The sequence below is a fragment of the Moraxella sp. CTOTU47618 genome, assembly GCF_032017425.1.
GTDB classification, from domain to species: domain Bacteria; phylum Pseudomonadota; class Gammaproteobacteria; order Pseudomonadales; family Moraxellaceae; genus Faucicola; species Faucicola tetraodonis.
Window position 1 is genome coordinate 466,466 of record NZ_DALZPW010000001.1, and the last position, 13,934, is coordinate 480,399.

Here is a 13,934-nt window from a genome sequence, read left to right on the forward strand (position 1 = left end):
TCAATATGTTTCATATTTTTACGCTTGTTTTACACTTTGATGAAAAAAATTTTATTATAGGATTTTGGTATACTGCCTTTGCTATAATGCGCGTTACCTATCCCACTGAACGAAAAAATATGACCCAGCACTTTTGTTTGCCTAGCGATATCAGCCCCGAACAATTTTTGATCGAGTACTGGCAAAAAAAACCACTGCTAATCAAGCAGGGCTTGCCGCAATTGGTTGGTATGTTTGAGCCAGACGATATCATCGGGCTTGCCCAAGATGAAGACGCCACTGCCCGACTCATCAGCGAAAATAACCAGCAATGGTCACTTAAAACCAGCCCTCTTACCGCCAAAGACTTTCAAAAACTGCCAAAACATTGGACGGTGCTGGTGCAAAATATGGAACAATGGTCGCCAGCGCTTGGCAACCTATGGCATGCGTTTGATTTTATTCCGCAGTGGCAACGTGATGACATTATGGTGTCGTATGCGCCCTTAGGTGGCAGCGTTGGCAAGCATTATGACAATTACGATGTCTTTTTGGCGCAAGGGTACGGCAAACGCCATTGGCAATTGGGCAAGTATTGCGACCAAACAACCCAATTTGAAGCAGGTCAACCGATTCGTTTGATGAATGAGATGGGCAAGCTGATATTTGATGAGGTGCTTGAGCCGGGCGATGTGCTGTATGTACCGACCAATCTCTCCCATTACGGGGTCGCCGTTGAGGATTGTTTGACTTTTTCGTTTGGATTTAGGCGACCTACCCCATTACAGCTGCTCGATAGTTTGGCAGATGTCGCTACCCATTTTGATGATTTAGCCATCCCCCTCAAAATCAACCAACCCGCCGCCGTTGCAGGCGAGCTGTCGATAGCCAGCGTTCACGATATCAAAGCGCAGCTGATTGCGCTGCTAAACTCTGAACTTGGCGATGAAATAATCACTCAAGCGATTAGCGAAACGGTAAGCAAGCGTCAATATGAGCTGATGCTCCCTGACACGTATGCCGATATTGATGAGATACAAAGCGCCTTGGCAGCGGGTGCAGTCATCAGGCAGGATATGTCTAGCCGTATTATCTTTACCCAAAACCAAGCGGATTCAAAAATCCCGATAAAAATTTATGTCAATGGCTGTGCCATTGATGCGGACGATATACCCGCTAACGCGCAATCACTCCTCATTCGGCTTGCCAATGGTGAATCCGTCGATGAGCAAATTTTGCAAGCAGCTGATGTCGAAACTGATATAATTTGTGACTGGATAGAAAATGGCTGGGTAGTGATTGATTACCCTGAAGAAATCATTGGATAACGAAAAAATATTATGAGCTATTATTTTGGGTTTACCCCTTCCGTAGAATTGAGCGCCACCATTGATAAGGCGTATGAGCTGATTGCTAGCAAAAGTAGCGAACGTTATGACGTTTATCGCGATAAAATCACCCAGTTGACCAGTAGAGAGCTGATGGATGCGCTACTGATTAAATTAATCGAATCGCTACCCGATGATTCAGAACGAAAAGCGCATTTGATTAAAACCGCAGAAACTATTGAAGCAACTAGCGATAAACTGATTAACACACTGTTAAGCCCTACCAAAAATGAAGATGTGTTACCTAGCTTTGATTTTTTTGACCAAAAAGTATTAAAAAACACCCAATCGGGTGAACGTCGTATCTCAGTGCCACTCACTGACGAGCTAGCAAAGAGTTTACTGGCTACCATAGAAAATGTCCAAGCAGGTAAAGGGCTTGAAGAGCAGCAAAATTTGATTCGGTTATTTAGCGAGTTAACCAAAGCCTGTTTGCAACATTTTTTGGTCGATTTTACCAAAACGCTCAATTTAAATATGCTGAAACGCGCGGCAATTCCAGTGACCGACGGCATCATCGTCAAAGTAATTGATATCGCGCTACACCGTTTAATCCCACAAATGCCGCAAGAATCGCTTGAGCGTTTTACTAAACATTACCAAGCGTTAATATTTAACGATTAGGTATTGCTAACCGTTATTATTCAATTAGCTAAAACTGCGTTACAATAGCCCACTTATTTTTTTAAATTAATAGGTCCACCATGAATCAACTTAGCAATCAGCAAATCGAAGAAGCGCTACGCAATTCTGAATGTCTCATCAGTAGTTTTGAAGTGAGTAGTGCTTACGAGCGTTTGGCAGCCAGTGTCAACCTGCACTATGCAGGTCAAAATCCCATTGTGATGGTTGTGATGAATGGCGGGTTGATTCCAGCAGGTCAACTGCTTACCCAGTTTACCTTTTATCATCGTATGTATTATATTCATGCTACCCGCTATCGCAACAACCAAGGCACCAATGAACTTGAATGGAAATTCAAACCTGAAATTGATTTGGCGGGTGAAGATATTTTATTGATTGATGATATTTTTGATGAAGGCATTACCCTAAAAGCGGTGGTGGACGAGCTGGCAAAAGAAAATCCAAAATCTATCCGCACCTGTGTGCTACTCAATAAACTCCATGACCGAAAAGTGCAAGAGTTTAAAGTTGATTTTGTGGGTCTAGATGTGGCGGATCGCTATGTGTATGGCTGCGGTATGGACTATCACGGGTATCTACGCCATATGCCAGGAATTTATGCGTTAAAAAATGTGTAAAACTGCTTGTCATAAATAAAAAGGTATCGTTGGATACCTTTTTTTATGGCGTATTTTTTTAGAATATATCTTTTTATGATGTCTCTTTCTATGACCTATCTTTTATGGCGTGTTGTTGAGATGATCAAATTGTAATTGCAAACCAGTTTGTCGCACGGCTTTTTGTGTCACAGCTAACTCAAAATTTTCTTTAGCGCTATATATGGATAAAGCGGATTTACTGCGCGTCACCGCTGTATAAATCAGCGCTTGGCTTAGTAGCCTTGTATGCGCTTTATCAATACAAATGGCGACCGTGTGAAATTCTGAGCCTTGTGACTTATGAATGGTCATCGCATACGCATAGTCACAACTTTCACGGCTTAATCGCTGAATAGGTATCACTTTTTCTGCAAAACACGCGTATAACTGCCCTTGGTACAACAAACAAATCGCAATATCGCCATTGAATAACCCCAACTGATAATCATTGTTTTGGATGATAATCGGTAAACCGTGATAAAAGTAGGCTTTGGTTCGAGTGATTTTGGAAAACTCGGTAAAAGCTAGGCTCATCTTTTGGTTGATTGATTGGGTGCCCAATTGTCCTTGATGACCTGCACACAGAATGCGATACCTATCAAATACTTCAAATAACCCTTTTCGATTATCCGCTTCAAAAATATTGACAGGCTGGCTGTACCATTGCTGCATAAGCGCAAAAAATGGATGATAAGGTTTCGCTAATTGGCTGAAAACAGCAGGCAAACTCGAAGACGCATCAATTGGGTAAAAAGGAATATTGGCTATTTGCTGTTTTTTACCAGCCAAATCTGATGGATTTTCACTTTGAGATAGCTTGATTGATTGTAAATCAATGGGTTGTAATAATCGCTGGATTAACTTTATTTTTTTAGGTGCAGGCAAATTTTGCTGAATGGCGAGAGCAAACTGACCGACAACTGAATTTGAATCAAAGCGTTTTGACTCGGTCAATTCCGTAATATAAGGCTGCAAACGCGTCACCGCGCACAAATCTGATAGAACCGACCCTGCGTCTACTGCCGCCAGCTGGTTTGCATCACCCAACAAAATCAGCCGACCCGTGGGTTTGATAGCATCAACCAACTGACTGGCGAGCTCAAGCCCTAGCATGGACGCTTCATCTACGATAATCAAATCATCAGGTAATGGATTTTTGGCGTGATAGCGTGGTATCCCATCACTACCAATACCCAAAAGCCGATGTAATGTTTTTGCATTGTCCAAAGTGATTTCTTCATCTTGCAAGCTTTTTTGCAAGCTTATACGTAATGACTCTTGCATACGCTGCGCCGCCTTCCCTGTGGGTGCAGTCAAGGTGATAGATAAAGGCGGTAAATTAGGGTCTTGTTTTCTTTTGTGCTCGTGCGCCTTTTGCAAACTGGTTACCAGCTTCGCCACGGTAAAAGTTTTGCCGGTACCAGGGCCACCGATAATAATACTCAGTGCGTGTTGGCTTGATTTTTCGATGGCGAGCTGCTGCATCTCATTGGGTTTGGGCGCCACACCGTTATCCACTTCTCTTGATGAAGATATACCATTAAACGCCGCCACTTTTCTATGGGCAATTTTCATCAACTGTTTGGCTAATGATTGTTCTTCATACCATTGCCGATGCAGCCAAACAATGTAGCTAACTTGCGTTTCACCAACTCCATCAACTGCTTGGGTAAGCTTTTGAAGAATGATAGGTGTATTGGTGTCATGGTGGCATAATTCATCCTCCTTCACCCCTATCACGCTTGCCCAGTTATTGTCAGTTAACTCTGCAATGAGTGATTTTTCATATTCATCATTGACCGTCATTTCATACATAGTATGACCTTCTGACAGTTGTTCATTGATTTGGTCAAAAATTTGTAGGATTTTCGGTTCTTCTTTTGTTTTTTGGCCGTTGTTTTGATTTCCTTTGCTTAGGCTATTTTTATTGGTTTCTGTATTAGTTAGCTGTGATTTTTGCTGCTTGCGGTATTGAATAAAATTGGCTAATTGGGTTAATTTAGCGGTTTCTTCAATTGTAGCGGTTGGCTCAGTCGTGTTTGTTTTCATAATAAATTCTTTATGCGTCATTGTTAAATTTTAATTGTCATTGGGATAGCCGAACATATCATCGAGTGCCAAGATAAAGTCACTATCAAACTGCTTTACTAGCTTCCCACAGGTAGCGTGTTTGGCTGACATACCGCGTAAAAAGGCATATTCGACCGCACCCAAATGGGTATTGATGTCATAATTGGGTAGTCGCAGCTTTAAATAGCGATGCAATGCCACTTGGTAGATGCTTGCTTGCAACCAATAACTATGCGTGGTCATCGCGTCATATAATGCCGCTGGGTTATAACTGTCGAAATCACTGCCGAGATAATTGCTTTTATAATCGACGATAAAAAACTGTGTGCCGTGCTGATACACCAAGTCAATTTCCCCTTTGAGATACTGCCAAACCATGGTGTTGACTTCTTGGCTCTGCAATTGCAGTGGGATATCAAATTGATGAAACAACCTGTTTAAGTCGCTAAATGACAAATGCTGATTTAAGCGTAGATTAAACCCTAATTCAGCAACTTTTTGGTTGTATTTGATATTGACCAGTGGGACTGCCGAAGCGGCTAACGGTGTATGGATGATGTCATCTAGCCAATCCACCAACGCGATATAATCAGGCTGCAAAGCATCAATGTTGATATCATGCCAGTTGCCATACTGCCCTGCACTACTGGCTTTTGTAGAAAAATAATTGCTCGGCATTTGGTAGCGTCTTAACGTGCGATCCACCATGACTGACCAGCGTTTTAACTTGTCTGCTCTGGCATCTTGCTGTGGCACCGCCAACTCAGGGGTTTCATTGTAGTTATTGGCGATGTCTTCTAAGATACTATGTAAAAAAGTCCCTGGGTTTGTGCCTTTTTCAAAGTTAAATCTAATTGAGTTGACCTCGTTACTTGGCTCCCCCGATAGCCTGTTATTGGCGATAGTCAATACGTTAGTTTGCGCCGCTGACAAAATATCATCATCTTGCCTGTCTTCGGCATTGACCACTGTGTCAACGCTGGCATGGTCAATATAACGAGACAATGCGGTAAAACTGGTATTCGCCCATCCCTTAAAGGTATCGATGGTGATGACCTTGATGATTTCATCGTAATCAATCTTAGCGACCGTAGCGTTTTGCTCATTTGTTTTGGCTGTGAATTTTAGTTTTGAGTCATAGTATTTGCTTAGGCTATTTGAATCTATGGTATGGGTTGTTTCAGTCAAGCTTTCTTTGACAGCAAATTTTGCCAAATCGTCCATAAAAGGCGCCAAAGCAGAATTTTTCACTGCAGATTTTTTGGCGACAGTCACAAGATACACTTGTTCTTTTGCACGGGTAAGGGCAACGTACAATAATCGCAGTCGTTCCTCGTAGGCAGATTGGTCTTCAATAGCGACATAATTGATTGGATCAATTGAGTTATTATCGGTTATTTGGCTGGGCAACGCGGTTAATCGGCGGCTTAACAGCGGGTTATCATTGTTTTGAGTCAATTTTTGAGTGAATTGGGGCGTTGCTTGATGGGTGGTTTGTATGCCATACAGATATAACGGCGCACCATGAAACTTGGCTTTACTCTCCCCTGTAAACCCAACCACAAATACTATCGGAAACTCCAAGCCTTTAGACGCGTGAACCGTCATCAGTTGCACGCCTTCATCAGATGGCAAGCGCTGCTGCGTTGACCAATCTTCTTTAGGCTGCTGTTGCACTTGGGCGCAGAACCATTCAAACAGTTGATGCTCGCCCACCTGTCCATTGAACTGGTCGCTAATAATATCTAACAACTGGCGCAAATCGATAAGCAATCGCTCGCCATTTGGATGTTTGGCGAGGCGCTGCCAAAAATTGAGGGTGATTTGGTTGGGTAAAGTAAGGGGCTGATTGAGTAGCCACTGTATCGCGACCAAAAAACTGTGTTTTTGCCACAATTCGCTGGCGGTCAATACCAACTGCTGAATCTCAGCCAAACTGGTGTTTGTTGACGCTTGATGAGCTTGACGATGAGGATGAGCTTGTCCTTGCGCCTCTTGGGTGTTAGTTTGATTAAGCGCATCATACAACTGGTTGATTTGTTCAAGAGTCAGCTGAAAAAAACTAGACAACATCAAGGATTTTAATTTTGATTCGCTAAATGGTGTCAACAGCACGCTTTGTAAGGTCATCAAATCAACACTCATGCTATCGCCAAAGACACTTTGACTACCACCTCTGACCGTCGCAATCCCGTGATGATGTAAGCGTTTCTCGATAGTATGAAGCTCACTGTTTTTGACTGCCAACACACAAATATCGCTCAGCGTCAAGCCACGAGTTTGGTAGCTTAATGGCTTGCCATCATCAAATAAGTCAAAAATTTGCGCGGCAATGGCATCGGCATAATCCACCGTTCTTTCATCACTTGGTGAGATGGTTTCATTTGAGGAGTTAGTATCATTTGATGTGCTGTCATTCTCGGCTACTGCCACCACTTGCTGACTATAAGGCGCTTTATATTCGATAGCAATATGATTAAACGCAGGTAAGCTGGCAGCTTCATTGTCTACCGCATTACCGATAACCAGCTCAGCGGTTTCGCGCGTCGCAGAGATTTTACGATAATAAATTTCACGCCCCATAAAATACGGCTGTTGGCTGATATTGGGCAGCTGGTCGGCTTGATCTGGGTCAATATCCTGCTCGCCAACGCCATACCAGTGATTGAGGCTATCAATCAGCGCGGCTGATGAACGATGGTTTTGGCTCAGTGACTTGGGTTGTTCTGGAAATAATTTTTTTAGTGTGGTGTAGTTTTGTACGTCCCCGCCGCGAAATCCATAAATTGCCTGTTTGGGATCGCCTACTAACAGCAAAAATTGCGACGGGGTGTGATATTTTCCCCTATTTGATTTTTCTGCTTTATCTACTGTATCTGACTCAAAGTCTTGTAAATAAACCCTTTGAATGAGTAACGCTTGTTCGGTGTTGATATCCTGCGATTCATCAATTAAGGCGATGGGATACTGATGGCGAATATAACGCGCTAACGATTGACCTTTTTTGCCGGATAACGCATCGTTTAACCGCGCCAATTGTAACGCAAAGGTAGTTAGCCGCTGTGATTCTAGTCGTTTTGGTAAGCGGGTACGCACATAACGGCTGATAAACTGGGTAAAGTAAAAATTTACTTGTTTAAAGTAGTCTTGCAAGGCTTGCGTTTGTTGGATGAGCTGCCAAATGTTGTCCACGATATCAAAGGATTTAAATGCGGCGCTTTGCTGTTCTTTTTTGCTATTAAAGCCTTTATCGTTGGCGTATAAATCTTCAATGCCTTCTAGCACCTTGACTATATTGCCAACTTTATACATAGCAAAGACATTGGTAATGTCACCCGTGCTGAGTAAATTTTGCAGATTTTTAATTTCATTAAAGTGTTTATGAAGTTTATTGCCAGCACTAAACCCTTGCGCTTTACGAAAGTCACTATCAAAATAAGCCTCAAACTCACTATCATTATCATCTGCAATCGACTGCATCAGTGCCTTGATAGTAGTGGTATCAAACGCTGTCAATGGTACAGTATCGATGTCAGCGGTATAAAAATTTAGCGCGCGATTGACCGCCTCATAGTAATCATCAACCGGTAAAAACACGTTATTGTCAAACATCATCGGGTACAATTCAGGCATATTGGCATTGACCTGCGCCATAAATGCCCTAAGTTGGTCGTGAATCATACCCTTGATGATGCCGCTGACATCATTACTGATTTGCACCTCTGCAGAAAACCCAGTTTCGCTACTGTATTCTCTTAGCCACTTTTGACACAAACTATCGAGGGTGCTGACAAATAAGCGATCAAGTTGGTTGAGCGCCAATGTGGTGCGCTGCAGTGCGATACGAAAATTGACGGTATTCTTGGCAGGTTTATGGGTGCTATTTTCACTATCATCGGCGGTTGGCTTTAGGGTGTTTAAGCTTGCTTTCGGGCTTACTTTTGTGCTTGCTACAGCGGTTACATCTACCGGCAAACCAAAGATTTGTTTGGCGACCCACTCGATTAAGTGTTGATTGATAGGATCTTGGTACTTACCCAGTAAATTTTTTTGTGCCGCAAGCGCTTCTACCTGTGCAATAAAATGTGCATATTTTTGCACAGCGATAGCTTTGCTGCTATCCAAATCACTGTCGTTTAACGGTGTAAATGTAGCATTATTAATCATTTGCAGCAATTGATAAAAATCTTGCAAGCGCTCACGAATCCGCTGGCGCATTTCGGCAGCGGCACTTCGCGTAAAGGTCGTGGCGATAATTTTTTCACACGGCTGCCCCGCTTGCACGATTAGTCGCAACATCACGCCCGTCAGCGTCCATGTTTTGCCTGTGCCTGCTGAGGCTTCAATCAAATGACGCCCCGTCAATGGCAAAGTGACTGCAGGAGGTAGTAAAGATTCAGCGTCTTCTTTAATGCGTGCTTCGTCGATGTTTGTTTGAGTGTTTGTTTCGATGTCTGCCTCGATATTTGTTTCACTACTTACTTTTATGCTTAGGGTATGAAGATCGTGTTTCATAAGATTTCTTTGATAAAAATGCGTGTCATGCTTCAATGAGTTGGTGCAATTCTTTGACCATAGATAACATGGGTTCATAAATCAGCGTACCCAACGTCTGGGCAAACCCAATAATCACCGATGGTTTATAATCGCCGATTAAATGCTGCCAAATCGGATAGTCAAACTGGTTCACATCCACAAAATTAAAATTACTGTCTTTTAGCCAATCACCTAGATGCTGGCTGGCTGGTGTCTCTGGCTGTTTTTGTTGTTTTTGTAAAAATGACAGGCAAAAAGCGGGCGGTAAAATGGTTACAACGCTACCAATGAGTTGATACACCATCACAATATCCTGCAAATAACCACAGGCTTGCTCACAAGGGATGGCAGGTAGATACACGGTTTTTTTATTGCTAAACTGCCACAGTGAAAAGCCATCATTCAGCTGTGCTTGTTGAGTCGTGGTGCGGCGAAGCACTTGCCAACATAAATGATGCAACCAAAACTGCAACAGGTATTTTTCTTTGCCAGAGGTTGGCAAGTAATTTAACCAATAGCTGGGATTGTCAGCTGCGGCAACCTTATCTTCAATTGATTGATACGGTTTATATAATGGCAAGTTGGCAGTGATGACCCAGCTTTCTTTACTGCTCATCAGTCCCGCTTGTTTATCCAGCGCTAAGGCGCTAATAGCGATTCGCTGCTCTTCACAGGGGGTTAACGCCGTTGCCACCCATTGGATGACTTCATCGGTGTTTTGTATATCTAACGCCCCAAATTTTTCTGAATAAAAATTTCCTAACAACTTTGCCTCAGTAGCATCAAGCTGTTGACTGATGGTTTTTAAGTGATGAACAAAATCCTGTAAATCTTTTTTGAGTTGTTGCTGATTTTGCTGCAACGATTGGTAACGGTTCACCCCGGCTGGCAATAACTCATTGATAGCGATGTTGATTGATTCTTGAATGATTGGCTTTTGCGCGTTTACTGCCAGTTTCATCTCGTTTTGATGTTTATTATCGTCCTTATCGGACAAGGCTTGGGCAAAAAAAGCATCTAACAAAGATTTACGCAACAACCAACCATCTAACGCATCCAAGGTTAACGATTCAAACTCGTTATCATTGTCATTTCTATCATTGCCACCGCTATCATTGTCACCCTGGGCAGGGATAGCAATGTTTTGTGCCTTCACAAAGGCTTTGGCAGGATCGGCTAGGTTGCCAACGATTTTGCTTAAATTGACATAATGCTGCTGCGACTGTTCAGGCAGGTTGGACAAACGCTGTTTTAGTTGTTGCCACTGCGATAGCCATTCGGTTAGTTGCTTTGTATCCCAGACTTGCACGATTGGCTGAGTGGAAGTAGCGTTTTTATCTTGCAGCGCTGTATAAAGATTGTGCCAAATTTTGGCAGGTGGGTACAGGGCGGTTTTTGACAGCTTGATTTGCTGGTTTAGAGTGGCTGTGGTTTGTTGTAAATCAGCAGATAACCCATCGTCATTAATTTGCTCGGGACTTTGAATACCTTTATCTTTATGCTCGCTTTTTTGCTCGTTTTTTTGCTCAGCTTGCGGCAATTCAAAATAACTTTTATCAAATGGCAAGGCGGCATGATGGGTGACCAAATACGCTTTCACCCATTGTTCAAAATTGGCTGACTGGGAATTTGGGGGATTTTGAGAATTGTTGCTTAGGCTATTTGAGTCGTTATTGGGTTTAAGAATAGCGTCATCACTCGCTATTCGGTTTTGCAAAAAGTCGAGTAATTCCTGTACGGGACTGGCAGGTAAATGCTCGTGGGTATCTGTGGTACTTTTACCATTATAAAATATCCAGCACGCTTGCTTGGCGCACAGCAACGCATCCAAAAACGCGCCTAAATCGTCATCTTCTCGAAATCTGTCACCGCGAATGGGCAATCCTGCCTGCATCAAGTTATAACGGTTTTGCTGCTCTTGCTTTGGAAACTCAGATAAATTTAAATTGAGCATCACCACCAACTTATACGGCAGGCTGCGCACTGAGCCGATACGGGCAAAGGTAATCACGCCTGAGGGCTCGGCACTTACTTGCTGATTGATAATCGATTGGGCGATATTTTCGAGTACAAAAGTGAGTTTAAGTGGCAAATTCTCGGTGTCAATTTGTTGCACGGACTCGGTAGGTGGGTTGGAGTTTTTTGCGGTTTTGCTTGTTACCGTAGCGAGGTATTTGCTATTGGCTTCGATATTTTCTTTTAGGTCATTTTGTGCGGCAAAAATCGCGCGCCACGCATTGGTTTGATTAAATAGGCTAAATTTTTGTTGAATGAGTTTTTCTATTTGGGTTAGCCAGTCAGGCAAGGTTTTAACGTCATTACCTAGGTGACGATTGTCATCCAACGTTTCATAAATATCACACAGCACAGCGACGATGTCGGCATCTGCCATGGTCAAGTTAGTCAGTGGTACAAACTTCTCTACCACGCCAAAGCTATTGGTATACTCCCCAAAACTGACCACCGTGGCTTTGGGCATCATCACGCCAGCGACCAAGCGCTCAAGCGCGTAAGCAAAGGTGTATCGATAGTCATCATCGGCAGCACTTAAGGTTTGCTGCAAATGCAGCTCGTCAAACCCGCGAATAAATCCCGCCTGAGTCAGCAAATCACAAGCACGGGTCATCTGCTCCAAATTAAGCCCAAAGCTTTCATATAGTGGCGCTAGCATCAACCAATCAAATACTTCACTACGCTGAAACCGAGCGCCTGCTCGATTGAGCAGCGTGTAGTACCCTGTAATCGCTTGCCAAAGTCGGTTAATATCTTTTGCCACCACGCCTGTCACTTTGGCTGGCAACTGATAGCCATCACCGCCCACGTGTTTGGGGAACGTGGCTTCGATGATGTTTTGGTGGGTTTCGATATCAGGCAATAATACCAAAATATCTGACAATGCCCGTCTATCCCAAGGATCGGCGGGAATCTGCGCGGGTGTGGCTTGCATATCGCTATAATTTAGCCACCCGATAATCATACTGCGTAGCACTTCAAGCTGGCGCACCATGCTATGACAGACATGAATGGCAATACTGGTATCAAGTGGTTTGGGTCGCCATTTTTCCACGTTTTCAAGTTGCTTGTTGGATTCTTGCTTGAGTTTGTCTTTGATGGCTTTGTATAGACCAAGCGTGGATTCAATATCTTTCAGCCCATTACTTTGAATATTGGCAAGCTGCTGCTGCAAAAGCTGGGTTTGCTGCAGGAGGTTTTGGCGGCTATCTTCACTCGCTGCTTTTGCTGCTTTTGTTTCATCGCCTTTCACCAGTTTAAGCATGTCATTGATTTTGGCGGTAGTCGCGACTTCTTCTAGCATTAAGATGTCATGTTGGATAAATTCAAGTAACGTATTGGGCGGTGTGTTATCAAAATCATCTTGCCACAGTACATGTTCATATTCATTACCCGATAAGCTTGCCAGCATGGCAAACACTTCACGCGACTGTTTACCAAACCGTGACAACAAAGTATGACCATAATCCTTTAGATACCAAGCGTCATGCTTGCTGGCATCGTCTTCCATTTGCATCTGCATGAGCCAATTTTTATCGACGATATCTGCCCAAAATTGCTCTGACGGGTTAAAGTGTAAAATCGTGACGTCGGTGAGCACCCCTAAGCGTTGTAAGTCCAGTAACTCTGTCGGCGGTAACTGCTGCAAAGTAAATAAAAACACGTGCTTTGGTAACTTGCTACGGCTGATGTTGCGGATACGGGTCTCTGAATGATTTAATGCCTGCCAAAACTGCTGATGCAACTGCTCGCGAAACCGGTAGTCATCATCAAACAGCTGCCGCCATAAAAATCGCTGCGCGGCTTCTAACTTTTCGTAGTGCTCAACGAGCCAGTCAGGTGTCTCGATGGCGTTGGACGCATCCCGCCCGTTTAAGCGGTTATGCAGCGCATCTTTTTTGGCAATCATGTCACTCACCGCGACAGGCTTGTCTTGCCCCCAATTACTGAGCCACTGCGGACGATAAGTCATATAACGATTGAGCATATTTGCCATATCACTGGCTAGCTGCCAGATGCGTTGATCTTGGGTTTGCAATTCAGCAGATTGGCTAATCACGTCATTAGACAGTAGCGATTGGTTATTCGCCCAGCTCAAACTGTCAATGGTGGCGGGTGTATCAGGTGCAAAACCAGTCGCATTTGGGCTATCTGCTTCTTTATCTTCAACCAACGGCGATAAAAATGGATAAAGCGGATGTTGCGGCTCCTCCACAATCTCTTGTTGGTATTGGGTTAAATAGCCAAATATTTGCCACTGCATGACGTTTTTTGATAGCATTGCCACTTCTGGCACGTCTAATATATCGTCGTCTTCCGAGATGCGCGCATAGGTTCTTAAAACCCGCTGCATCAGTCCCAAAAAATAGCGACCCCAAAATTCGGTGGTTACTAAGGTGCTGATGCCTGCCTTATCTGCGACTTGTTTTTTTAACCACTCCCCCATGACTTTAGATGGCACAATCACCTGAAATGGCTCAAAAATTGAGCCTTGATACCTGGGATTTTTGTAAGCCTTTAACAAATGGTCAAATAGCTTATCGACTTTATTGCTTTGTATAATCGTTAGCATGCAGTAAATACTCAAGAATTTTTATAGATAGTGAGTGGGTCGCTCAAAAAATTATACAGCAAAAAAAACACCTCACCATCACCGCTTAATGAA

Annotated in this window: 6 protein-coding genes; 3 read left to right on the plus strand and 3 right to left on the minus strand. The window is 43.3% G+C overall.

The window, feature by feature from the left end:
* The first annotated feature begins 119 nt into the window (after positions 1–119).
* The 3 genes from RTS09_RS02055 to RTS09_RS02065 all read left to right on the plus strand — a co-directional run bounded on the left by RTS09_RS02055 (position 120) and on the right by RTS09_RS02065 (position 2,629).
* The gene (locus RTS09_RS02055) at positions 120–1,307 is read left to right on the plus strand and encodes a JmjC domain-containing protein (RefSeq protein WP_312533819.1); all 1,188 of its coding nucleotides are present in this window, start codon (positions 120–122) and stop codon (positions 1,305–1,307) included.
* Between the two features lie 12 nt (positions 1,308–1,319).
* Positions 1,320–1,991, plus strand: a complete 672-nt coding sequence (locus RTS09_RS02060; protein WP_312533821.1) for a hypothetical protein — start codon at positions 1,320–1,322, stop codon at positions 1,989–1,991.
* Between the two features lie 80 nt (positions 1,992–2,071).
* Positions 2,072–2,629 (plus strand): hypoxanthine-guanine phosphoribosyltransferase, encoded by a 558-nt coding sequence (locus RTS09_RS02065; RefSeq protein ID WP_007115322.1) that lies wholly within the window; start codon positions 2,072–2,074, stop codon positions 2,627–2,629.
* Between the two features lie 102 nt (positions 2,630–2,731).
* On the opposite strand, the gene recD is transcribed toward RTS09_RS02065, so the two are convergent.
* From recD to RTS09_RS02080, 3 genes are read right to left on the minus strand one after another with little or no spacing between them, the layout of a single operon-like run.
* Complete coding sequence (gene recD / locus RTS09_RS02070) at positions 2,732–4,699, minus strand: exodeoxyribonuclease V subunit alpha (RefSeq protein ID WP_312533824.1); 1,968 nt, start codon at positions 4,697–4,699, stop codon at positions 2,732–2,734.
* A gap of 30 nt (positions 4,700–4,729) precedes the next feature.
* Complete coding sequence (locus RTS09_RS02075; protein WP_312533826.1) at positions 4,730–9,235, minus strand: UvrD-helicase domain-containing protein; 4,506 nt, start codon at positions 9,233–9,235, stop codon at positions 4,730–4,732.
* Positions 9,236–9,260: 25 nt separating this feature from the next.
* A complete protein-coding gene (locus RTS09_RS02080; RefSeq protein WP_312533829.1) occupies positions 9,261–13,841 on the minus strand; it encodes an exodeoxyribonuclease V subunit gamma in 4,581 nt (1,526 codons plus the stop codon).
* Positions 13,842–13,934: the final 93 nt, after the last annotated feature.

Excerpts from the sequence above, each read along its gene's own strand:
- RTS09_RS02055 (WP_312533819.1), top strand. The coding sequence starts at position 120 with ATGACCCAGCACTTTTGTTTGCCTAGCGATATCAGCCCCGAACAATTT.
- RTS09_RS02060 (WP_312533821.1), top strand. The coding sequence starts at position 1,320 with ATGAGCTATTATTTTGGGTTTACCCCTTCCGTAGAATTGAGCGCCACC.
- RTS09_RS02065 (WP_007115322.1), top strand. The coding sequence starts at position 2,072 with ATGAATCAACTTAGCAATCAGCAAATCGAAGAAGCGCTACGCAATTCT.
- recD (WP_312533824.1), bottom strand. The coding sequence starts at position 4,699 with ATGAAAACAAACACGACTGAGCCAACCGCTACAATTGAAGAAACCGCT.
- RTS09_RS02075 (WP_312533826.1), bottom strand. The coding sequence starts at position 9,235 with ATGAAACACGATCTTCATACCCTAAGCATAAAAGTAAGTAGTGAAACA.
- RTS09_RS02080 (WP_312533829.1), bottom strand. The coding sequence starts at position 13,841 with ATGCTAACGATTATACAAAGCAATAAAGTCGATAAGCTATTTGACCAT.